The sequence below is a fragment of the Telluribacter roseus genome, assembly GCF_017355915.2.
In the GTDB taxonomy this organism is placed as follows: Bacteria; Bacteroidota; Bacteroidia; order Cytophagales; family Spirosomataceae; genus Telluribacter.
Map to the genome: position 1 here is coordinate 33,292 of NZ_JAFEUV020000008.1, position 22,338 is coordinate 55,629.

The following is a 22,338-nucleotide window of genomic DNA, read 5'->3' on the forward strand; positions in this document are numbered from 1 at the left end:
TATAGAGAGAGCGTGAGGCCTGGCCTCACGCTTTTTTTTGCACAAAGTACCAAGGCCTTACTTAGTATATCATCCAGCGCCATGTATATGAGAAGACCGATCCAGCTACTGTTATTTCTACTCGTCTTTGCTTCTGCTTGTCAGAAATATTCCTATCCGCTTATTCGTAAGCCGCAGTTTATAAGCTATCATCAACCAGCCTCTGCGGACCATAACCCAACAATTGTACAGGAGACTCAGCTAAAGGCTGATCCACAACTGACAGCTCCAGGTATTGATTATTTAGCCTCGTCGGCAGAAGGTATAGAGGTAATAGTACCCGATAAATCTGTTGGCCAAACTATTGGCGACAAAAAAAATAGCCTCCATATTTCAGCCACAAAGACTCCATCATCTTCGAAGGAACAACTCGTCAGCAGGAAATATCAGAAACCGGAGAGAGCGGCCATAGCTAAAAAAGCAAGGGCTGGTGGCAAAACCGAAGTAGCACCTTTGCTGTCATTTCTTACCGGAGTAGCAGGAGTAGTACTTCTTGTGGCGGGTATACCGGCTGTTGCTTTTCTTCTTGGAATTGTCGGATTGATACTTGGTATAGTTGGACTTAAAAAGGCAAAAAGAGGAGCAGCCCCCCGATCTTCTAAGGTCTTGTCTATATTAGGTCTTGTACTCAATGGAGTATTGGTACTTGTCTTTCTTTATTTTTTGGCCTTCTTTGTAGCCTATGCGGCATCTTAATTGCTCTAGGAGCTATAGGTAGGTGCCTGACCATTACCTAATTGTTCTAAAATGTATTATTCTTTTTTTAACCTTTTGTACATGAAACAAACAACTCTACTCTTCCTCGTTCTGATCAGTATTATTTCTGCTTGCCAAAAGCACCAGTACCCCCAAATGAGTAAGCCCCAATTTGAAAGTTTTAGTACAAAGAAAGAAACAAGACTTTCATCAAGCCCGGCTCCATCAACACAACCAGTAGGTACCGTGGAAGATGTTGCCGTGGTCTCAAGTGATGTGGCAACGGCCCCCGTGGCAACGGCCTCTGCCGCTGAAGGTATGGAGTCAGTAGTATCACCTGCTGATGTTTCCGCCGTAATTCCTGCTGAGGCGATAAGAGAGGCGTACAAAGCCGAAAAAACTCACGCAAAACCCAGCTGGAAGGAGCGGATGATCACCAGAAAACTGGAGAAAAAGATCAGCAAAGCCTCGGCACCTAAGGAAGCCGGAGCCAACGGACAGTCCAAAACCATACCCCGACTGTCCCTGATATTTGGCGGACTTGGGCTACTGATGTTGATTTTGGGCATTGTACCTGGAATAGCCATACTATTTGGTATAGCAGGACTGGTACTAGGTATCGTAGGACTAAGTCAGATCAGAAGAGGAGAGTCGCCCCGGTCGTCCAAGGCTGCCGCTCTGCTTGGTCTTATCTTCGGCGGGGCCGTTATCCTTTTCCTTCTCCTGGCTATATACGCTATTGCTGCCTTTGGCTTTGCGTGATGTAAGTACGAAGGATTCATAAACAAAAAGAGCGGGGGCCTGGCCTCCGCTCTTTTTAGTTATACACCGAATTTATCCAGCTGCTTTACCAGCACGTCAAAGTCCTTGGGGTAGGGAGCTTCAATGCGAATGGGCTCGCCATCCATCAGTGCGAATGACAGCGCAAAAGCGTGCAGCGCTACCCGCTGGATGAGCGGCTGCTCTTCGGTTTCTTTCTTCAGGTTGAATTTGCGTTTTATACTTGACAGGTATATGGGCTTCCCACCGTACTGAGGGTCGTTGACAATGGGTGCGTTGAGGCACGACAGGTGGATACGGATCTGGTGCATACGTCCCGTAATAGGAATACACTCCACCAGCGTATAGCCGCGGTACACTTTCAGGGTGTTGAATATGGTTTCGGCTATCTTACCGTTGACCTTGTCGATCTTAACGGCGGTACCATTCTTCAGCGGCAGGATAGGCAGGTATACCGATATGCTGTCCAGATCGTGGATGCCGTTGGTGACGGCATGGTAGCGCTTGGTCACTTCGCGGTGCTCAAACTGCATCGACAGGTGCCGGTAAGCTTCGGGATGCTTGGCAAAGGCCAGTACCCCGGAGGTCTCCTTGTCGAGGCGGTGGGCTGCCTGCAGGTCGGGATGGTACTCCCGGGCCAGGCGCAGTACACTGCCGCCCCGGTCGGCGGTACGCTCGTCGAGGGTAGCCAGGTGGGGTGGTTTGTTGACGAGCAGGAAGTCGTCGTTTTCAAAAAGTATTATATCCGAAAAGTTAATCTTCATAAAGTACTGATCAATAATAAAAAGAGAAGCCAGCCCGTAGGTACGGGGGCCGATTCATAGAAAACAAAAAATCTTCCGGGCAAAGTTCGGAAGATTTTAAGAGAAAACAGGTTTTGATCTATACAGGATACCAACAAGTGTCATTAATGGTCCTGTTCGCGGGCTTCTTTGGCCAGATGTTCCACCTTCGTAGGATTGGGATTGACGGTATCCGACTCAATAAGGCCGTCACGCAGGCGGATGATGCGGTGCGCGTAGCGGGCTATGTCTTCTTCGTGCGTCACCATCACTATAGTATTGCCTTTGCTATGGAGCTGGTCAAAGAGGTCCATGATCTCGTAGGAGGTCTTGGTATCAAGGTTACCGGTAGGCTCGTCAGCCAGCAGGATACTCGGGTCATTGACCAGCGCCCGGGCTACGGCCACGCGCTGCCGCTGTCCCCCCGATAGCTCGTTGGGCTTATGGCCGGCGCGGTTTTCGAGGCCTACATTCCGGAGGGCCAGCATGGCTTTTTCGGTACGGTCGGTCCTGTTGTAGCCGGCGTAGATGAGCGGCAGAGCCACGTTCTCCAGCGACGACATGCGCGGGAGCAGGTTAAAGGTCTGGAACACAAATCCTATCTCCTTGTTGCGGATCTCAGCCAGCTCATTTTCGCTCATGTCGCTTACGTCCTTGTTGTTGAGCACGTAGCGGCCGGCAGTGGGGGTATCCAGGCAGCCGATGATGTTCATCAGGGTAGATTTGCCCGATCCGGATGGCCCCATAAAGGCCACATACTCCCCTCTGTTGACTGCTATACTCACAGACTTCAGGGCTTCGATCACCTCTGTACCCATTACATAGCGTTTGGAGATATTACTGGTTTCGATGATTTTCATAGAGTCTCACTTAGGATTATGGACGCTCAGCTGGACAGCCAGCCAGGAAAGCTACTTGCATCAGGAGCTACGATATAAACAGACCACACAGTACTATGGCCGGACTGGCCCATTCGTATTCGATCACACCTTGTTTTTCCCAGAATCCCTGCTGCTGATAGTCTACCTGCTCTTCTTCATTGGATACCGACCAGCTACTGCTCCTCCACGAAGCTCGCTTCCAGTCAAAGTGCTGATCTTCGTAGGTTATGCGGGCCGAGGTTTTCCAGCTGTCATACTCAATCCTGCCTAGCTCCCGCGTCCCTTCTATATCCAGGATGCGGGTAGAGGGCTTCCAGAGTCCCTGGGTCTGAAAGCGCAGCAGGTGTCCGTTATATTCACCGTAGGCAGTCTTATCCCAGAAGCTTTTTTTCAGGATTCCGACGATGGTCTTTTCCCTGAATATCCGGTATTCACTTTGCCAGCCGGTGGTTTTCCAGTGTACAGTCATAGGTAGTACTGGTCAGATCAAAAATAAAAAATCAACGAAACTCCTCGCGCTGTTTTTCGATAAGAGCCTTTCTGGGCTGATAGCGCTCAGTAAAAGCCTGATAGTCGGCGGCCGACGCGTAGGTCTGTACTTTGGCGGCCCCTTCGTCAGCCTGTTGCAGCAGACCCTGATCCAGACTCAGCAGTGCATACTGCTCCCAGATACGGGACGAACTATCGTTGAATCTCAACGCGTTCACTACTATCTGGTAAGCTTTTGTGGGTTGCTTTTGTTGCCTGAAATAGTTAGAAGCTGCCACCACGACATCAGCATCCAGCGGATTGGCCTGCAGCGCCCTCTGGAAGGTCACGGGCGAAGGCTTAGCCTGGGCAGTAGCCAGGAGCGTGTCGGTAGCCGTAACGTGTTTCATCCCGTCGGAGAGGCTCTGCTGCAGGGCCTGTACCGCGGGATTAGCCCCTTCGTCCTGCAGTCTCTCGAGCAGTATGGCCGCGGCCGCTACCTGACCCGATAGGGCCTGCGCCAGTGCCTGTCCCAGCAGACCTTCCGGCCCCTTGACCAGCGACAGCTCCTCAATGGCCATGTCATACAGGCCCAGCTGCAGGTACCAGTGTCCTATTATTTTGCGGAAGAGCGGCTCCTTTTCACCGCCTTCCTCCACCCAGGCATTCATAATCTCCAGGGCCCGGAGCTTATTACCACTGTAGAACTCCGAGTAAAGCGAAGCCAGCAGCAGGTCGTCAGCCAGGAAAGGGTTTTTGTCCGCCAGACTAGGCGCCAGTTGTATGAGCAGACTATCCTGACGGGCCTGATTCAGGGCAAAGTTGTATACATAGGCCAGCCCCGATACACTCAGGAGCGAGTCAGCCGGAATGGCCTCCTGCCGGAAGCGGCGATCAGTAAAGTCCTGACGCAGGTTCTGCACGGCCAGCCAGTTGGCCTGCCAGGAGGGATACTCCCGCTCATCCAGTTGCCGCGTCAGCGAGTCCAGCAGAGTAGCGTCGGCACTGCGGGCCCATATAGCCAGCAGGTTGGTAGCGGGTACCTCCCGGCGAAGCGCTGTACGCTCGGCCTGCTCAAGATACAGGTAGGCCGAGTCAGCTACGTTGGTACGGGCATACAGCATACCCAGGTTGTTGAGCAGCTCACCGCTCTTAGGGAAGGTAGTGATACCCTCGCGCAGGCTGAATACGGCGTCAAAGAACAGGTTTTCCTGTACCAGTACATTGCCGAGCCCCACGTAAGCTTGCGGGGATGGGTTCTTGAGCGTAGCCTGCCGGAAGTAAAAGGCCGCGGCGGTGCGGTCGCCCTGCCGCAGGGCCAGTGAAGCCAGCGCGTAGTTGGACTTGTGGTTCTGGAACTCCTGCTGCAGCGCCATTTTGTAGTACTGCTCGGCCAGCGTGTACTCGCGGGTAGTAGTGTACAGGTCGCCGAGGCCGTTGAAGTACCCGGCCACAGCTTGGTATATGGGCAGCAGTGTCTGGGTAGAGATCAGGATCACAAATCCGGCAAAGCCCAGCAGGCGGGTTTGGGTAAGGCCAAACCTGAGGGGTTTGTAGAGTACCTTATGTACTGCCAGTCCTTGCTGCAGCAGCGGCAGAAAGTTGGCCAGGACGTAAAACAGAAAGACTGCACTCATGGCAAGCTGACCATTTACTACTACGTCTTCGAGTACTTCCAGCAGGGGGTCATTGGCCATAGCGGCCGCATAACCCGCAAAAGCAGCCGTAACCACAAAGAGTCCTATGTAGATCCAGAAGCCGGCTTCGCGGTAGTAGAGTACTCCATTGGTAGACTCACTGCGGGCACTGAAGCCCCAGATCCCGAGCAGGCCGGCTACTATGGCCAGTACCGCCGGGTTTACGAGCGTCATGTCCCAGTCGATCTGGCGGGTGTTGCGCAGGAATAGCAGCAGCAGGTACACCAGGTACAGAATAGCGATGATCAGGAAGTTTTTCAGCGACGAACGACCCATGCCTACCCTGGAACTGGTACTAAGCCACACCAGTCCGGCCATGATCTCGGTAGCCGAGATGAGCAGAAACAGCACCGACAGTACCAGCCACAGAGGTGTGGAGTATGCAGCAGCGGTGAGCGCAGGATAGGGAACGGTAGACGTAAAGGCAGCCAGCACCGCAAGGCCTACCGATACAGCCAGAAAGGCAAGGATACGAAAGCCAACGGATACGTCGGTCCTGAACGCGTGTAAGTAGTAGCTGAGGCCACCATACAGCAGCAACATCAAAATAAAAAAAGTACGGCTGCCTTCACCGAATATACCCAGGGTTTCGGTTTGGGAGGCGCCCAGTAGCAGGATAAAAACCACCATACTACCCAGGTACCAGAAGCGGGGCAGTGTCGTGAGGCCCGCCAGAATAAGAGATATACCTATCCCCCCCAGACCCAGCAGCATCCACACCGACATGAAGTCTACTTCCATAGTGGATGCTACAAACTGCTCCGTCACCAGGTAAGAGGGCACGGATACCCCGTACTGCCAGTTTTCCAGACGCAGAACATCCACTGCGGCAGACACTTCGGACAGCTCGCTGAGCACATCCCAACGGGTTGCGTTAGCGAGCGGATTAACGATTTTAACACTAAAAAAAACTAAACCTATGACCAGTACGATGAGCGCTCCCAAAGCGCTGCGTAGTTCGTTGGTATTCCAGTCTCTCTGAAAAAATAATTGTCTCATAATTACTAAACGTCGCCATTCTAAAAAACTTCAATAGACTCATCGTAAAAACAGGGTTATTTTCTAAAAAATATCCAATAAATGCGTGGGGCAGCTATTGGTACTGACCAAATTATATTCTAATTTTGCGGCCTTGAAATAACAACTTGACGATAATCATATCTCACAATGGCAAACGCGACAAACATAGGAAAAATTACGCAGGTAATTGGTCCAGTTGTAGACGTATCGTTTGAAGACAGCGAGCGCATCCCAGCTATTCTCGATGCGTTGGAAGTCGTAAAACCGAATGGTCAAAAAGTAATACTCGAATGTCAGCAGCACCTGGGTGAAGATCGCGTTCGTACGATCGCGATGGATGGTACCGAAGGCTTGCAGCGCGGCATGGAAGTAAGATCATATGGCTCACCTATCAGAATGCCGATTGGTGAGGGAATCAAAGGCCGTCTTTTCAACGTGGTAGGTGAAGCCATTGACGGACTTGAGTCTATAGATACTGCCAATGGTATGTCTATTCACCGGGCAGCTCCCAAATTTGAAGATCTGGCTACGGGTACTGAGATCCTCTATACCGGTATCAAGGTAATTGACCTGCTGGCCCCTTACGTAAAAGGTGGTAAGATCGGTTTGTTTGGTGGTGCGGGTGTAGGTAAGACCGTACTGATCCAGGAGCTGATCAACAACATCGCCAAGGCTTACTCAGGTCTGTCGGTATTTGCCGGTGTGGGTGAGCGTACCCGTGAAGGTAATGACCTGCTGCGCGAAATGATCGAAGCTGGTATCATCAAATACGGCGACGACTTCAAGCACAGCATGGAAGAAGGCGGATGGGATCTGTCTAAAGTAGATTACAACACTCTGAAAGAATCACAGGCTACCTTCGTGTTCGGTCAGATGAACGAACCTCCCGGAGCCCGTGCCCGTGTGGCACTGTCAGGTCTGACGGTAGCGGAGTACTTCCGTGACGGCGACGGCCAGGGACAGGGACGTGATATTCTTTTCTTTATCGATAATATCTTCCGTTTTACGCAGGCGGGTTCTGAGGTATCGGCCCTTCTGGGACGTATGCCCTCGGCGGTAGGTTACCAGCCTACGCTGGCCACCGAGATGGGTGCCATGCAGGAGCGTATTACTTCTACCAAGCGTGGTTCTATCACATCGGTACAGGCCGTATACGTACCTGCCGATGACTTGACTGACCCCGCTCCGGCTACTACCTTTGCTCACCTTGATGCTACTACGGTACTTAGCCGTAAAGTATCTGAGAAAGGTATCTACCCTGCGGTGGATCCTCTGGACTCTACATCACGTATCCTTTCGGCCGAGACCCTGGGTGATGCTCACTACAACTGCGCACAGAACGTGAAGAACATTCTGCAGCGTTACAAAGAGCTTCAGGATATCATCGCGATCCTGGGTCTGGAAGAACTTTCAGAAGACGATAAGCTGGTGGTATCACGGGCACGTCGTGTGGAGCGCTTCCTGTCACAGCCTTTCTTCGTAGCTGAGCAGTTTACAGGTCTTAAAGGAGTACTGGTAGATATCAACGATACTATCAAAGGCTTCAACATGATCATGAACGGTGACCTGGATCACCTCCCTGAGATGGCATTCAACCTGGTAGGTACTATCGAGGACGCCGTTGCCAAAGGAGAGAAAATGCTTGCCGAAGCGGTCCGATAAAAAGACAGACAGTAGCTACCGGGTAGAGGTGCCTTAGGCCATTACTACCCGATAGTTACCCCTAATAGCTAAAAAAGTTATGAACTTAGAAATAATCACCCCCGATAAGAAAGTATTTGCCGGCGAGGCGACAGCCGTTACCTTCCCGGGTACTGAAGGGCAGTTTCAGGTCCTGAACAGCCACGCTCCACTGGTGAGTACACTGGGTCGTGGAGATGTAGTAGTGGATACGGGTGCTGTAAAGCAGGTATATACGATTGATGGCGGTGTGGTAGAGGTCTTGAACAATAAAGTACTTGTATTAGCCGAGGCCGTATTGTAAGTATATAGTAGCATTATAGAAGAGGCAGGGACCAGCAGGTTCCTGCCTCTTTTCGTTTGGCGGCTTCCGGACTAAGACTACTGTACGGCCTGTTCACCACCGAACAAAAATGTTCGAAAGCGAACGTTAACTTGAGCGTTGCATGGATTGCTATATATTTTTTAAGTAATTTATTTATTGATTATCAATGGGTTATACTAGTGTATGGATTTATTTTTATTTGGTATGGCACATGGCACAGACTTTTCATGAATAATAGTATTAGCCAAGGAACGAAAAATAAATTAGCCATTTAAAAACATCTATTAGCCATGAAAAATGTAGTATCATCAATCCGCACATTACTATTTGTTTTTGCTCTGTCGCTGCCTCTGATCAGCTTCGCCGACAACCACATGATGGTGGGCCCTGAGAAACCTAAGTCATTCAATTTGGGAATGTATCAGGTTGCCAATTCATCCAAAGTGAACCTGGCCATTGTAAAATCCGCTACGTCTCGTATGACCATCCAGATCAAGGATGAAAATGGCAACGTACTGCACCGCGAATCACTACCCAAAGATATGGAGTACTACAAGCGCAAGTTTGATCTGAAAGAAATGGGTGACGGCACCTACTACTTCGAGATGATTACCAATGAAGAAGTCGTATCCAAGAAAGTGACTATCACTACCGCCAGAGAACAGGTAATAGCTCTGGAGCAGAAGTAACTACTATATCCTATCATTTAATTAGCCGGGCCGCCATCAGGTGGCCCGGTTTTGTTTTTAGCCCGGTTTCAGAATCCCCTAGCTCCCAGCTGCTGCCGTAGTGTAGTGTCTCCGGGAGCATTATGTTTCCAGTACTCGGAGCGGATCAGGCTGGTACGGACGGCGCGGGTAGTAAGTACTTTGCCCCGTGAAGTATAGGTCTCTTCCCAGCCGGCTATCTCGTGCGGGAAGGCTTTCTCAAATACGATGCGCAGCTCGCGGTTATGCTCCGGATAGAGCAGTGAATACACATTCAGGGCTCTTCCTTTAAATACAGTACCCTCGTAGGCCGTCATGGAGCCGATGGCTTTCTGAGGCTCGAGGGGCTGGCCGGTCAGCCGGGCGGCGTAGGCGGCAGGTACTGCTTCGGTATCACCTATAGGTAACTGATCCGGCGCGAAGCGCAGGCGGGTCCAGATCTCATCTTCCAACCAGGCGTCGTTGAAGCTGTAATCTTCTTCGACATTTTTCTCAAAATACGACCGGCCCATTACCTCGTAGCCTTTGCCACGCCGGTTGAGCTGAGTGTAAGTTTGTCCGCACCAGTCCTGAGCCGACATGGTTACTTTCAGGCTATGAGGGTACTTTTCAGTATTGACGGGGGTGAATACGGAAGAGTAAAGGGAGTAGTCGTAAATGCCGGTTACGAAGCGGCGGATACTGTTGAGTTTAAGTACCGAAGTAGCGTCGCCGGAGTTATCTTCGGTTTCGAGCTTCACCTGCTTATCCGTCAGGAAGTCTTCGGTTACGAATATAAGTACTGCCTCGCCCGGGTTTTGTGCCCCGTACTGTACCTGCTGAAGGCTGTACCGGCTGATCTCGGCCTGGCCGTTGTACCAGTAATCGCGGAAGGGTTGGGAGGGTGTATAGCTGGCTCCTTTTCCAAACTGGCAGGAGGTAGCCAGGGTCAGCCAGAGCAGCATCGCAGGTACTTGTAGTTTCATAGCGGTGTAAGCTTATCAGTGAAAGTCGTTCCGGATCCGGAAGACGTACGGTACGTCAGTTTATTGAAGCAAGTTACCTTTTCCTGCAAAAATATCTATCCCGTCTGCTCTGGTATCTAAAAGTTTCGGTACTTTCGGAATGGTCTAATCTACTGTTCCTCCTGCATGCAGCCTGCTTCTACGACTTCCCGCAATGAGCTCTTAAAAATACTAGGTGTTGGATTCGGTATAGCCGTTACCATTGGAGGTACCATCGGTACGGGTATCCTGCGTAAGCCGGGACCCATTGCGGCGCAGCTGGGTGATCCGTGGCTGATTATGGGCGTATGGCTGGCGGTGAGCCTATATGCCTTCCTGGGTACCTTGTGTACCATCGAACTTGGTACCTCCGTACCCAAAGCGGGAGCCTGGTACGTGTACGCCCAGCGGGCATTCGGCAGCTACGCAGGTTTTGTGGTAGGTATCAATAGCTGGCTGGGTACCTGCGCGGCACTGGGCTTTGGCGTGTATACCATGAGTGAGTACCTGGCGCTCCTGCTGCCCGGGTTGGAAGGGCAGGAGCCCTACGTGGCCATCGTACTGCTGTTGGCTTTAACAGTGGTACACTGGCTGGGACTGGCACTGGCCAGCAATTTCCAGAATGTCATGAGCTTCCTTAAGGCAGTAGGCTTGTTTGCCTTTGTGGCAATCTGCTACATCTACGGGCAGGAAGTGTCGGCGGCTGATGCGATGGCTACCACCAGCCAGATCGCCGCCACCGGTAGCTGGCTGGGGCCGCTGATCTTTTCCTTACAGGCGGTATTCTATACGTATGATGGCTGGCATACGGCTGCCTACTTTACCGAAGAAGACCGGGACCCTACCCGCAACCTGCCCCGCTCCATGATAGGGGGTGTACTGCTGATCATAGTGATCTACCTGCTTTGTAATGCGGCTATTCTGTACATTATGCCCATGAACCAACTGGCCCAGTCGAAGCTGGCGGCAGCCGATGCCATTGGGCTTATATTTGGAGAGAGTTCGGGTAAGATCGTCACGCTGTTTCTGATGATTTCAATACTAGGTATTGTCAACGCCCAGCTACTGTTCAACCCGCGGGTGCTGTACTCCATGAGCCGTGACGGTCTGTTTCTAAGGGCCGGTACACGTGTAAATAAGGGTGGTACGCCTTCGTTGGCTATGCCACTCACTGCCGCACTGGCCATTTTGCTGATCCTGATTGGCAAGGAAGCTACCGAGAAGTTGTCCGATATTGCTACTTTCTTTTTTGTGCTTGGGCATACTTCAGGTTTTGCTTCGCTGCTGGCGCTGCGCCGGAAAGAGCCCACACTGCCGCGTCCGTGGAAGGTACCGGCCTATCCGGCACTCCCGATCGTCATGCTGATTGCTTCCATTGCCTTTCTGATAGGTGTTGTGGTACAGGATATGGCCAGCAGCCAATACGCGTTGCTCTTTATGATAATAAGTTATCCGTTATTTCTGGTAGTACGGCGTCTGAACCAGTAGACAGGTACCCTTATGAGCGGGTACCGTTCAGCAGGCTGATATCCATTTCGGACAACTTCTCGCCGCCTTTGATGCCGAAGTCCAGCGTCCGGATCGGGAATGGGATCATGATGTCATTCTGATCATAGGCTTCCTTGATGTACATAATTGCTTCAGATCTCCCCTGCAGGAAGGTAGGCTGGTCGGGTGCATTGAGCCAGAACCGGAGGCTGAAGTTGATGGAGCTGTCCCCAAACTCTTCGAAAAACAAGGTAACTTCCTCATTAGGATCCCGGACACTGACCTTCTCCACCGCGCGTATGGTTAGGTCCTGTACTTTACGAAGGTCATCTCCGTACGATACGCCTACTGTCATATCCATCCGGCGCCTGCCTGTGGTAGTAAAGTTTTCGATGGGGTTCTGGAATACTTCCTTATTGGGTATGATTACCCGCTGTCCCTGCAGAGTTCGTAGCACCGTATCCCGGAGGTTGATTTCAATGACTGTACCAAAGTAGTCGTTGGTCTTGACCAGGTCGCCTACCCGTAGCGGATGCCGGAACGACAGAAAGATACCGGACATGAAGTTGGCGGCAATATCCTGAAAGGCAAACGCCAGCGCTATACCCGCAATACCGGCTCCGGCCAGAATGGACGTAACGGCCTTATCCAGATTGAGTATGCTCAGCGCGATAAAGATGATAACTCCGGCAAAGATGGTATAGATCAGGGAGCCAAAAAGGGCGTTGACGGTGCCGTGCGAAGAAACCCGCTGAATGAGCCGTAGCGCCAGCCGCCTGACAAACTTTGCGACAAAGAACCCCAGCACCAGTACCAGAGCTGCCAAAGCAATATTGGGCAGGAGCCGGATCAGTTCTCTGACCCAATTGTATAATTTATCCGAAAGTAAGTCTATTGCTTTATTAATATCCATAGCAGTAAAGGTGTGGACCTTCTGGTATAACCTGCTGAGATATGAAAGGTTTGGCGGCCAGGCTGGATCTGTAATAGGAGCCAGGACTAACAAAAAAGGAGAGCCCGGGCTCTCCTTTTTTGTTAGTTAGAACGGTAGATCGTCTGATTCGTCTTCCGAGAAAGTCATGCTGGGTGGGAGGGGAGCTGCTGACTCCGAAAAGTCCGCATTGCTACGGCTGCTTCCACCGCCGCTACCGGCTTTCTCCACTTTCCATGCTTTTACTTCAGTATACCACCGCTGGTTGTACTCGCGGCTTTCGATATCAATAGAGGCAGTGACATTATCACCTTCTCTCAGGTTAAACTGATCAATTTTATCACCCCACATAGTAATACATACCTTGCGCGGGAACTGGGACTGGGTCTGAATCTCAAGAACAAATTCCTGCTTACGCCACGTCCCGTTTTTCCCCTGGCCATTGACCTCTGGGAGCAGCGAAATAACTTTTCCGGATAATTCCATTTAGACTTGTGTTAAGGTACAGTACTGTACGGATTGTAGTGTTTGATTACCCCAAATTTACGGGTTTTGCTACGCTTCGCCAAGCTTTCGGGGCGGCAATCGTCAACCGATTGCTTTTTCCAGATCTCCGATCAGGTCTTCCACATCTTCTATACCTACGCTGAGCCGGATCAGGGTATCTTTGAGTCCACCTTTCAGGCGTTCTACTGCCGGTATACTGGCGTGGGTCATGCTGGCCGGGTGGGTACACAGCGACTCTACACCGCCCAGCGACTCTCCCAGAGAGAACACCTCCAGGCTTTCCATCACCTTGACGGCCTCCTCGTATACATCACCTTTCAGCTCAAAAGATACCATGCCGCCAAAGCCGCGCATCTGCCGGGCGGCCAACTCGTGGCCGGGGTGGTCGGGCAGGCCGGGGTAGTATACCTTACCTACCTTGGGGTGCTCCTGCAGCCACTGGGCTATGCGTCCGGCGTTTTCGCAGTGGCGCTGCATACGGATATGCAGGGTCTTGAGGCCGCGTAGTACCAGAAAACAATCCTGTGGGCCGGGTACGGCTCCGCTGGCGTTCTGGATGAAGGCCAGTTGCTGGGCCAGCTCCGTGTCGTTCAATACCAGGGCACCCATTACTGTATCTGAGTGTCCGCCCAGGTACTTGGTCACGGAGTGCATCACGATGTCAGCGCCCAGGTCCAGCGGGTTCTGCAGGTAGGGCGACGCAAAAGTATTATCCACAACGCACATAATACCCCGATCGCGGGCCAGCTTTGCCACGGCGGCTACATCTATAATCCGGAGCAGCGGATTGGTAGGCGTTTCGACCCAGATCATCTTGGTCTTATCCGTAATGGCCTGCTCCACGTTGGAGATATCGCTCATATCCACAAAGCTGAACACCTGGCCCAGTGGCTCGAATATCCGCTTCATGATCCGGTAGGTACCGCCATACAGGTCATTGGTACTTATGATTTCATCGCCGGGACGGAACAGCTTCAGTATGGCGTCCGTGGCGGCCAGTCCGGAGGCGTAGCAGAGGCCATGCTGACCGTTTTCAAGGGCAGCCAGGGCTTTCTGCAGGGCCGTACGCGTAGGGTTGTGGGTACGGGAGTATTCGTAGCCTTTGTGCTTGCCGGGGCTTTCCTGCACGTAGGTAGAGGTTTGGTAGATGGGCGTCATGATAGCGCCGGTGGTAGGATCAGGCTCTACGCCCGCGTGTATGGCTTTGGTTCCGAATCGCATGTATGTAGTATCGTTTGTATAAGTACTGGAAAAGAGCTGTGTGTTTAAAACAGACGCGTTCGGTGGATTGTTGGAATAAAAGATCCGGATCAGCGGCTTTGTGAGTCCCTGGTTTTACTTATGGCTGAATCTGCTTTCCTTTGCTCCTAAACAAATACTTATTGCTTGGCTAATTCTTTTCTACGCAAGTACCCGCTCCCGCTTCTGCTCAGTACGCTTCTGACGGTGATGCCACTGGTGACCAGCTCCTTGTTTACGGGCTGGGCTATTACCCACGAGAGTAGTATTACCGGCTGGACCCTGATGCAGTGGGTAGGGCTGACGGGGGCGCTGGCCGTAGCGTCGGCACTGGCTCTGGTACCGCCGGGCTTCCTGGCGCTGGTATATGGGTACATACTGGGGTGGATCTCGCTCCCCCTGCTGTTTGCCATGAATATAGTAGCGATTGCTATGGTGTACTTCCTGGCCCGTTACCTGAAGGCGAATGAGATGCTACTGTATCTGGAACAGGCTTTTCCCAGTGCTAAAACTATCCTGACTCGCTTTCGGGAGAATCAGCTGAAGCTGATATTCTTTACCAAACTTTCACCGGTACTTCCTTTTGCCGTTACCAACCTGTTGTTTGCCCTGGCGGGAGCCAGCCTGAGGCGCATGCTGCTGGGAGGGGCGCTGGGAATGGTACCCCGTACTATACTAACTGTATGGGCCGGTACTAAGGCCAAAGAAATCCGGTACTTGCTCGAACATCCCAATGAGGGTCTGGCTACTCAGGTGCTCCTGCTGGCGCTCTTGCTGATCTCGACGGTAGGGATAGGCTGGTTTTTTAAGCCAAAAAAATGAGAGGCCCGATTCGGGCCTCTCATGATCATCGTCCTCAGTGAGCTATTTCAATGGTCGTGCGTTCTCATCCATTCATCCATTGAAAATTTACCGGATCCTGCAACGGTGAAGACAATCACTAGAAGGAGCGTGATAACAGAGAGCCAGAGCTCGGAGTTGAGGTACGAGAATCCCATACGTAGGTTTACGAAAAATACAGCAAAAAATAAGATCGGTATCTGTAGAATACAGGCCAGACGGGTCATGCTGCCCAGGGCAATCAGGAAGCCGCCGAAGATATGGGCAAAGGCCACGTAGTGTACCGCCATTACAGACCACAGGTCGAAGTTCAAGCCGTTAACTAATTGGGCCAAACGGGTAGTATCGCTGATGAAGCTGATTCCTTTTACGAAAAGCAGTACTCCAAGGGCAATACGAACGATGTCAAGCCACGCCGGATGATGCGTTTCACCCCAGCGCTCAATACGATGAACTACATTCATAGCGTATATAAGTTTATGACGATGAGAAAGTTACCTCTTTACTTGCATAAAGTCAAGTAATAAGTAACTTATTTTAATAAAGTGGAGATATAAGGGGTTGCATGGGCTACTAATCGGGTGTGTCCGCAGTTGAGGATATGGTACTGGTCAGGAGGAAGGAGGCGGGATAGAGGCGCGACCTGAGCCGGGCGAAGCATCTGGTCGTGGCGCCCCATGAAGAGGTATACCAGTACGCCATGCTTTTGAAGAGTGTTATAGAGAGCAGGAATGTCAAAGCGTAGCTGCCGGAACGCCACCCAGGAATGGTACACAGTATGTCGCCTTTCGGGAGTAGCCAGCATGTGCTGGACGAAGCGTACGAGGCTTCCGCTGATCAGGCGGGTCTTTTCCAGGAGCCGGGCCGCATGTATAAGGGTTTCATGATGATCAAGTACCCAGTGAAAGAGCCTCCGGGCAGGAGCCAGGCGAGTAGCCAATCCGTATAGGGGGTGCTCAGAGACACCGTCGGGAGCCATCAAAAAAGCCTTATCAATACGCTCGGGAAAAGCCTCAAGCGTAGCCAGCGCAAAGCGGCCGCCCATGCTGAACCCCGCTACATCAAACCTGTCGATGCTATGGGAAGATAAAAAGTCCTGGATGATCTGTTTCCAGGCTGCTTTGGTGATAGGTTTGTCTTCGGAAATGGTGTCAGGTAATAAAAGATCCCTGCTCTGCCCGTGGAAGAAAAGATCAAATGCGTAGATGGTGTAGTAGTCGCCAAGGGCGTCGGCAAGGGGTTGGTAGCAACTGGCTCCTTCCTGACCAATGCCATGAAAAGCAAGTAGTACGTGCGGGCCGTGACCCAGGCGGTGGTAGTGGAGCGGCATAGAGATCAATCGTAAGCTTCACGGCGATGACGGACGCCCGAAACTTCTACAATCCGTATGGTATCTTCAACTATATAAAGTATGCGGTATTCACCGATGCGTATTCTATAGTAATTTTTACTTCCCACTAACTTTTTACAACCTGATGGACGAGGCTCCTCGGCAAGCTTTTGAATAGCAGGAATTATACGGGCAATTTCTTTGGGAGGTAGTTATTTAATTTCCTTTTGCGCTGAGGAGGCTATTCTGACTAAATACTGCTCAGACATCCAGCTTCCCTTCGTTCTTTAATTCAGTAACAAAATCTTCCAGTGAAACCGAATCTTCGCTCTTACGGTATTCTATTAGTAGGGCGTCCAGAATATCTTCTACTAGCTCCTGATGCTCTTCAAGATTAATAACGATATCTGTCTTATTCCCTTTTTCGTCGGTTATATAGCGTATTCCTGTCATGGCTAATGCACATAGTAGTTATAAGAGCAATTTATAAAAATACCTCCGGAAATATAACTGTTTCCGGAGGTATTCTATTTTATGACTCCATTAGATACGCCTTGATGAAGTCATTGATTTCACCGTTCAGTACCGCATCGGTATTAGAAGTCTGGTAGTTTGTCCGGTGGTCCTTGACACGGCGGTCGTCGAGTACGTAGCTGCGGATTTGCGATCCCCACTCGATCTTACGCTTGGAGGCTTCCACCTCGGCGCGTGCGGCATTACGCTTTTCCAGCTCGATTTGGTACAGACGTGACTTGAGCAGGCGGATGGCTACCTCCTTGTTCATGAGCTGCGAGCGCTCCTGCTGACAGGCAATGATTATGCCCGAAGGTTTGTGGTGCAGACGCACGGCCGTTTCCACCTTGTTTACGTTCTGTCCACCGGCACCACCCGAGCGGTAGGTATCCCAGGTAATATCAGCCGGGTTTACTTCAATCTCAATATCATCGTTGGCCAGCGGGTACACGTACACCGACGTAAAGGACGTATGCCGGCGGGCGTTGGAATCAAAGGGCGAGATGCGCACCAGACGGTGTACTCCGTTTTCGGACTTGAGGTTTCCGTAGGCGTAGTCGCCGTCGATTTCGAGCGTTACGGATTTTACTCCCGCTACGTCACCGTCCTGTATATCTACTTCACGTACTTTGTAGCCGTTCTTCTCGGCCCACATGATGTACATCCGCATCAGCATCGAGGCCCAGTCCTGCGACTCGGTACCTCCGGCTCCGGCGTTGATCTCGATCACGGCGGGTAGTTCGTCACCTTCTTCACCCATCATTTTCCGGAACTCTATTTCGTCCAGCTTGGCGGCGAGTTTACGGCCTTCTTCGTCTACCTCCTCTTCGGTGGCTTCGTCGGCTTCGTAAAACTCCCAGATGGTATCCAGGTCGTCGCGCAGGCGCGACAGCTCTTCGTAGCCCTGCGTCCAGAACTTCAGGCCACGTATTTCTTTCATGGTACGCTCAGCGCGTTCGGAGTCACCCCAGAACTCCGGCTGGGCGGTTTGTTGTTCGAGGTCGTCTAGTTGTTGCTTACGATTAGCGTAGTCAAAGATACCTCCCCAAGGCCTCTACTCTGGCCTTCAAGTCTTTCAACTGTTCAAGTGTCATATTGAAAAGAGTTAATTTTTAAAATACTTATTACCTACTACGGTTGCCGGATCCATTAGAAGTACTCCTCCAACAATCGTTGCCGCCCGATGATTTATGACCGTCAGGGCTTTACCCCTACATAGGTACCAGGGGCAGCAAAGATAATAACAATTCGACAGGGACCTTGGGTTCGGGCAAATACCATCCGGTGTCGGTGTAGGCATTCCCGCAAATCGTCTTAACTTTGTAGCGTTTTTCAGTAAAACCATTTTTACCAAAAATCAATAGGAAATGGCTCAAACATATGATGTGATCGTCATCGGAAGCGGCCCCGGAGGTTATCCGGCTGCTATCCGTGCATCCCAGCTGGGATTGAAAGTAGCGATCGTAGAAAAAGAAAGTTTAGGTGGAATCTGTCTCAACTGGGGTTGCATTCCTACAAAAGCCCTGCTCAAAAGTGCGCAGGTATTTGAATACATCAAGCACGCCAAAGACTACGGTATCAATGTAGGCGATTACTCAGCTGACTTCACCGGAGTAATTAAGCGGAGCCGTGGCGTTGCCGATGGAATGAGCAAAGGAGTATCATTCCTGATGAAGAAAAACAAGATTGACGTCATCATGGGTGCCGGTAAGGTGAAAGCCAACAAGACCGTAGAGGTAACCGACAAGGATGGCAAAAAAACAGATTATACAGCCAGTAAGGGGGTGATCATCGCTACAGGAGCCCGTGCGCGTGAGCTGCCTAATATCAAGATCGATGGCCAGAAGGTAATTGAATACCGCAAGGCGATGAGCCTGGAGAATAAGCCTGAGTCGATGCTGGTAATCGGATCGGGTGCAATCGGAGTAGAGTTTGCTTACGTGTACGCGAGCATGGGTACCAAGGTAACTATCGTAGAGTTTATGCCGAACGTAGTACCCGTAGAAGACGAGGACGTATCCAAAGAACTGGCTAAGCAATACAAGAAGAATGGTATCGAGATCTACACGAACTCTTCGGTTGAGAAAGTAGACACCAGCGGCAAAGGCTGTAAAGTGTCGGTGAAGACTCCGGACGGAGAGAAGACTTTCGAAGTAGATGTAGTACTGTCGGCCGCCGGTGTAATCGCTAACCTCGAGAACATTGGTCTGGAAGAAGTAGGTATCAAAACCGACAAAGGCAAGATTACGGTGAATGAGTGGTATGAGACCAACGTTCCCGGCTTCTACGCCATTGGTGACTGTACGCCTGGTCCTGCACTGGCTCACGTAGCTACGGCTGAGGGTATCGTTTGTGCCGAGAAGATCGCCGGTCACAAGACAGAAGCTATCGACTACGGTAACATTCCTGGTTGTACCTATTGCCAGCCTGAAATCGCCTCGGTAGGTCTGACTGAAAAGAAAGCCCGCGAAGCCGGCTACGATATCAAAGTAGGTAAATTCCCATTCACCGCGTCGGGTAAAGCTACCGCCGGTGGTGTACGCGAAGGTTTTGTAAAAGTGATTTTCGATGCCAAGTACGGCGAGTGGTTAGGTGCTCACATGATCGGTGCTAACGTAACCGAAATGATCGCTGAGGTAGTAGCGGCTCGTAAGCTCGAAACTACGTCACACGAGATCCTTCGCTCGATCCACCCGCACCCAACCATGTCGGAAGCGGTGAAAGGTGCTACCGAAGCAGCCTACGGCGAAGCCATTGATCTGTAATAGTTAGTAGCTATTAGCGGTTAGGTATTAGCTTTTAACTTTGTAATAAAAAACCTCCGGGGGCTGCCCCCGGAGGTTTTTACTTTTTTATTATCCTTTTTCATTGGCGCCCATATCTCCACTTCTTATTTGGGTAGCCTGATGCCATTGCTCGTGAGATGCAGTTTTAGCTTATAGTGTTAGTAGTTTATTATATAGATTTTGATTACCGATAGGCTTATGTGACTTTACTGCCTATGAGTTGCTTCCGCGTAGACAATAGCGTACTTCTGATGATCTCGCCAAAGTAATTGCTTCTTCAATATATGATCCTTGATGATAGTGGCGAAGTACTGTACGCCATCCTCCTCGCTTAGGTGGCATATGTCACAGTAGTACTCTTTGCGCCGAACCATGGCCTGGTCCATATCCAGAAAATTCACTTTGTTCAAAGCAGCCAGCTCTCTGAGCTCCTTATTGTGAGCAGCTATTCCCTTTTTCACATTCGTGACATCTCCCCAGATCAATATATTCGAGCGAAACTTACAGCCTCCAAAGTACTTCTCATCCGTTTTACTTCCCGTGAGCTGTACGCCCTCCGGAAAAAAAGGAGCATAAGACATTAGCAGTAGTTGCTGGTTTCTGGAATTAGCCAAGTTGATCAGCTCCTGAATATTCTTCCGATAGGGTGAAGATGTTTTGATTTCGCTTCCATACACAATGTCGTTCTGGGGCACGCCATTCATATCAAGACTAGCCGACTTTGTAAAAAGGTCATTGAGCTTCCTGTAAATAAAATGGAATGTATAGGGTACGACTGTATAGTCTAGCTCGGGATGCTGCAGAATCATATAGATGTTCCTATACCATTCTACATGACTGTAGTCCTCCCTGAAAAACTTGGCAGGTACGTTGTTGAACCGGTTCTCATTAATAGCTTCGTAGTAGATTACTAAGTCAAAGTCATAGTCGGCTAACAACTTGTATTTAATGAGGTTGTCCAGCGAAGTATTAGCGGGAGCAGCTGCATTGTAAACGCGAATGGCTGCTTTATCAGGGTAATGAGGCTGGAGCAGTTTTTCTAATCTGGTTTCTAAATGTGACCAGTTCGTACTCACAACCGAACCACCCAGGATCAGAATTTTCTTAGCCTTATCCTCTTTTTGTACTTCCTGATCAATAATTGGAATCAGTTCGGGATAATGTTTAGTGAGCAGGGACTTGTGAGGATTGAAGAATCCTTCGTTAAACCCAAAATAAAATAAGCGCAATACAATCTCAATAAATAGGAAATAGACTGCAAAAACGCAGGAATAAATAAATACTCTTTTCATTCTTTTAAGTAGGAGGGTGCTGAATAATCTCTCAATAATAGTTTTTATTAAAAAGAGATTTACTAATTAATTGGCTGATACTGTTATACCTACACAAAGATATTAGCTGTTTGGACGACTTCGAAGAGGAGGCAATTTTTTTGTCTGTAAATTTATTTAATGGTAAGAGTGGAGCCTTTGATACGATACATCTGACCTATAAAGGCCTAAAAACAACAGAGCCTGTGCAGTGGGTTATGAAGTCACTGCACAGGCTCTATGTGGATATACTTACCTACTTCACCTGCTGGCGGTGCTGCATGGCTTCGCGCCAGGTAGTCAGGATAATGCCTTCCTTCTCGATGTACTTGCGTAGCTCGGGATCAATCATAGCCAGCAGGTCGCCTTCGCGTGTAATACCGGAGTCGGAGATGCGGGGGAATATCTCCGACGGATCGGTACAGTGCATAATCACCATCGTGAGGCCGGGCTTCAGGTTTTTCAGCCCGTCGATGTACTTCTCGGTCTTGTAGCGCTGCAGTTCTTTCTTGGACATGCTACTGTTGCCTTTCCAGCCGTAGCTGCTGTTGTGCAGGTCGTCCAGTACGGGTAGGCCTGCGCTCCAGAGCTGACCTCCGATCTGACGTGTCATCGCCAGCATATCAGGGGACATCCGTTCGTCAACCTGAATGGCGGTATTGTGGCCGCCCGGGAACATCACCGGGATCTTCTCCTGCATCCCTACTTTCACATAGCGTTCGATAAAAGCGGGTGTAGCAAAGAGAGTACCCATGTGTGAGTCCAGGTGCGTAGGCTCAAAGCCCATGGAGCGGGCACGGTCAATCTGAGCGTGGATCTCCCGCTCCACATCATCCGGCGAGCCATTTTTGACTACGTCGCTCACGCTGGGCCACAGGGCACCTTCAGCGTCTACCAGGCTCTTTACAGTAGGCTTACCAGCCAGTGGTCCCCAGCGGTAGTCTTTCCACTCGGAGGTGAGCGTCAGGTGCAGGCCAGCGTCCAGCCCGGGGTGCTGCTTCATGTAGTGAACAAAGCCGGGTACCCACGAGCAGGGCATCATAATGCTGAAGGAGGTAGCCACTCCTTCGGTAAGTGCTTTAATGGTACCCTGGTTGGACTCGTAGGACATCCCCACGTCGTCCACGTGCATGATAATTACCTTCTTGCCTTTAGGGTAGCCCAGCCTTTCGGCGTAGGTCGTAGTTTCAGAATACTGGGCAAAGGTGGTAGTGGCCAGGATCAGGAGAATAATCAGTAATCTATATTTCATGAACAACAGATATAAGGTTTGGATATAGGAAAGCCGTTTCCTTACTAAAGTTACTACCTCGTTAGTACTCCACATTCCGGCATT

23 protein-coding genes are annotated in these 22,338 nt (G+C 50.6%); 8 read left to right on the top strand and 15 right to left on the bottom strand.

Annotated features, from left to right (window positions below; genetic code table 11):
• Nucleotides 1–87 precede the first annotated feature (87 nt).
• Both JTN23_RS15410 and JTN23_RS15415 read left to right on the top strand, forming a co-directional pair.
• Complete coding sequence (locus tag JTN23_RS15410; protein WP_247235752.1) at nucleotides 88–735, top strand: DUF3040 domain-containing protein; 648 nt, start codon at nucleotides 88–90, stop codon at nucleotides 733–735.
• A 246-nt stretch (nucleotides 736–981) separates the two neighbouring features.
• Entirely contained in the window at nucleotides 982–1,497 is a 516-nt protein-coding gene (locus JTN23_RS15415) for a DUF4190 domain-containing protein (protein WP_247235753.1), read from the top strand.
• 59 nt (nucleotides 1,498–1,556) lie between these two features.
• On the opposite strand, the gene JTN23_RS15420 is transcribed toward JTN23_RS15415, so the two are convergent.
• The 4 genes from JTN23_RS15420 to JTN23_RS15435 all read right to left on the bottom strand — a co-directional run bounded on the left by JTN23_RS15420 (nucleotide 1,557) and on the right by JTN23_RS15435 (nucleotide 6,342).
• Nucleotides 1,557–2,279 carry an RluA family pseudouridine synthase gene (locus JTN23_RS15420; RefSeq protein ID WP_247235754.1) on the bottom strand — a complete coding sequence of 241 codons (723 nt, stop codon included), beginning with the start codon at nucleotides 2,277–2,279 and terminating at the stop codon, nucleotides 1,557–1,559.
• A 143-nt stretch (nucleotides 2,280–2,422) separates the two neighbouring features.
• The gene (locus JTN23_RS15425; RefSeq protein ID WP_247235755.1) at nucleotides 2,423–3,157 is read right to left on the bottom strand and encodes an ABC transporter ATP-binding protein; all 735 of its coding nucleotides are present in this window, start codon (nucleotides 3,155–3,157) and stop codon (nucleotides 2,423–2,425) included.
• A gap of 67 nt (nucleotides 3,158–3,224) precedes the next feature.
• A complete protein-coding gene (locus tag JTN23_RS15430) occupies nucleotides 3,225–3,647 on the bottom strand; it encodes a hypothetical protein (RefSeq protein WP_247235756.1) in 423 nt (140 codons plus the stop codon).
• A 31-nt stretch (nucleotides 3,648–3,678) separates the two neighbouring features.
• Complete coding sequence (locus tag JTN23_RS15435) at nucleotides 3,679–6,342, bottom strand: hypothetical protein (RefSeq protein WP_247235757.1); 2,664 nt, start codon at nucleotides 6,340–6,342, stop codon at nucleotides 3,679–3,681.
• Between the two features lie 168 nt (nucleotides 6,343–6,510).
• Here JTN23_RS15435 and atpD point away from each other — a divergent pair, with 168 nt between their 5' ends.
• The 3 genes from atpD (at nucleotide 6,511) to JTN23_RS15450 (ending at nucleotide 9,057) form a co-directional block, all read left to right on the top strand.
• Nucleotides 6,511–8,025 (top strand): F0F1 ATP synthase subunit beta, encoded by a 1,515-nt coding sequence (gene atpD, locus JTN23_RS15440; protein ID WP_247235758.1) that lies wholly within the window; start codon nucleotides 6,511–6,513, stop codon nucleotides 8,023–8,025.
• 79 nt (nucleotides 8,026–8,104) lie between these two features.
• Complete coding sequence (gene atpC, locus JTN23_RS15445) at nucleotides 8,105–8,347, top strand: ATP synthase F1 subunit epsilon (RefSeq protein WP_247235759.1); 243 nt, start codon at nucleotides 8,105–8,107, stop codon at nucleotides 8,345–8,347.
• 311 nt (nucleotides 8,348–8,658) lie between these two features.
• On the top strand, nucleotides 8,659–9,057 hold the full coding sequence (locus JTN23_RS15450) for a T9SS type A sorting domain-containing protein (RefSeq protein WP_247235760.1): 399 nt from the start codon (nucleotides 8,659–8,661) through the stop codon (nucleotides 9,055–9,057).
• Nucleotides 9,058–9,125: 68 nt separating this feature from the next.
• On the opposite strand, the gene JTN23_RS15455 is transcribed toward JTN23_RS15450, so the two are convergent.
• Nucleotides 9,126–10,040: a hypothetical protein gene (locus JTN23_RS15455; RefSeq protein ID WP_247235761.1), complete on the bottom strand. Its 915-nt coding sequence runs from the start codon at nucleotides 10,038–10,040 to the stop codon at nucleotides 9,126–9,128.
• Nucleotides 10,041–10,205: 165 nt separating this feature from the next.
• Between JTN23_RS15455 and JTN23_RS15460 the strand changes: the two genes are divergently transcribed.
• A complete protein-coding gene (locus JTN23_RS15460) occupies nucleotides 10,206–11,546 on the top strand; it encodes an APC family permease (RefSeq protein WP_247235762.1) in 1,341 nt (446 codons plus the stop codon).
• A 10-nt stretch (nucleotides 11,547–11,556) separates the two neighbouring features.
• Here the strand turns inward: JTN23_RS15460 and JTN23_RS15465 are convergent, their stop codons facing one another.
• The 3 genes from JTN23_RS15465 to JTN23_RS15475 all read right to left on the bottom strand — a co-directional run bounded on the left by JTN23_RS15465 (nucleotide 11,557) and on the right by JTN23_RS15475 (nucleotide 14,298).
• Nucleotides 11,557–12,459, bottom strand: coding sequence for a mechanosensitive ion channel family protein (locus JTN23_RS15465; RefSeq protein WP_247235763.1), 903 nt, complete (start codon nucleotides 12,457–12,459; stop codon nucleotides 11,557–11,559).
• 126 nt (nucleotides 12,460–12,585) lie between these two features.
• A complete protein-coding gene (locus JTN23_RS15470) occupies nucleotides 12,586–12,963 on the bottom strand; it encodes a DUF3127 domain-containing protein (RefSeq protein ID WP_247235764.1) in 378 nt (125 codons plus the stop codon).
• Between the two features lie 102 nt (nucleotides 12,964–13,065).
• The gene (locus JTN23_RS15475; RefSeq protein ID WP_262918546.1) at nucleotides 13,066–14,298 is read right to left on the bottom strand and encodes a cystathionine gamma-synthase; all 1,233 of its coding nucleotides are present in this window, start codon (nucleotides 14,296–14,298) and stop codon (nucleotides 13,066–13,068) included.
• A 72-nt stretch (nucleotides 14,299–14,370) separates the two neighbouring features.
• On the opposite strand from JTN23_RS15475, the gene JTN23_RS15480 reads away from it, so the two are divergent.
• Nucleotides 14,371–15,045 (top strand): TVP38/TMEM64 family protein, encoded by a 675-nt coding sequence (locus JTN23_RS15480; protein ID WP_247235766.1) that lies wholly within the window; start codon nucleotides 14,371–14,373, stop codon nucleotides 15,043–15,045.
• Nucleotides 15,046–15,092: 47 nt separating this feature from the next.
• Here JTN23_RS15480 and JTN23_RS15485 read toward each other — a convergent pair whose 3' ends face one another.
• The 5 genes from JTN23_RS15485 to prfB all read right to left on the bottom strand — a co-directional run bounded on the left by JTN23_RS15485 (nucleotide 15,093) and on the right by prfB (nucleotide 18,000).
• On the bottom strand, nucleotides 15,093–15,527 hold the full coding sequence (locus tag JTN23_RS15485; RefSeq protein ID WP_247235767.1) for a DoxX family protein: 435 nt from the start codon (nucleotides 15,525–15,527) through the stop codon (nucleotides 15,093–15,095).
• Between the two features lie 68 nt (nucleotides 15,528–15,595).
• Nucleotides 15,596–16,393 carry an alpha/beta fold hydrolase gene (locus tag JTN23_RS15490; protein ID WP_247235768.1) on the bottom strand — a complete coding sequence of 266 codons (798 nt, stop codon included), beginning with the start codon at nucleotides 16,391–16,393 and terminating at the stop codon, nucleotides 15,596–15,598.
• A 5-nt stretch (nucleotides 16,394–16,398) separates the two neighbouring features.
• Complete coding sequence (locus JTN23_RS26040) at nucleotides 16,399–16,590, bottom strand: type II toxin-antitoxin system RelE family toxin (RefSeq protein ID WP_409049454.1); 192 nt, start codon at nucleotides 16,588–16,590, stop codon at nucleotides 16,399–16,401.
• 64 nt (nucleotides 16,591–16,654) lie between these two features.
• Complete coding sequence (locus tag JTN23_RS15495) at nucleotides 16,655–16,846, bottom strand: hypothetical protein (RefSeq protein ID WP_247235769.1); 192 nt, start codon at nucleotides 16,844–16,846, stop codon at nucleotides 16,655–16,657.
• Nucleotides 16,847–16,925: 79 nt separating this feature from the next.
• Nucleotides 16,926–18,000 (bottom strand): peptide chain release factor 2 gene (gene prfB, locus JTN23_RS15500; protein WP_247235770.1). Its coding sequence is split into 2 segments (ribosomal slippage): nucleotides 16,926–17,939 and nucleotides 17,941–18,000, totalling 1,074 coding nucleotides; the frame shifts between segments, so codons are not numbered across the junction.
• A gap of 273 nt (nucleotides 18,001–18,273) precedes the next feature.
• Between prfB and lpdA the strand changes: the two genes are divergently transcribed.
• On the top strand, nucleotides 18,274–19,671 hold the full coding sequence (gene lpdA / locus JTN23_RS15505; protein WP_247235771.1) for a dihydrolipoyl dehydrogenase: 1,398 nt from the start codon (nucleotides 18,274–18,276) through the stop codon (nucleotides 19,669–19,671).
• 227 nt (nucleotides 19,672–19,898) lie between these two features.
• Here the strand turns inward: lpdA and JTN23_RS15510 are convergent, their stop codons facing one another.
• On the bottom strand, nucleotides 19,899–20,921 hold the full coding sequence (locus tag JTN23_RS15510) for a hypothetical protein (protein WP_247235772.1): 1,023 nt from the start codon (nucleotides 20,919–20,921) through the stop codon (nucleotides 19,899–19,901).
• A gap of 337 nt (nucleotides 20,922–21,258) precedes the next feature.
• The gene (locus tag JTN23_RS15515) at nucleotides 21,259–22,254 is read right to left on the bottom strand and encodes a polysaccharide deacetylase family protein (RefSeq protein ID WP_247235773.1); all 996 of its coding nucleotides are present in this window, start codon (nucleotides 22,252–22,254) and stop codon (nucleotides 21,259–21,261) included.
• Between the last annotated feature and the right edge of the window lie 84 nt (nucleotides 22,255–22,338).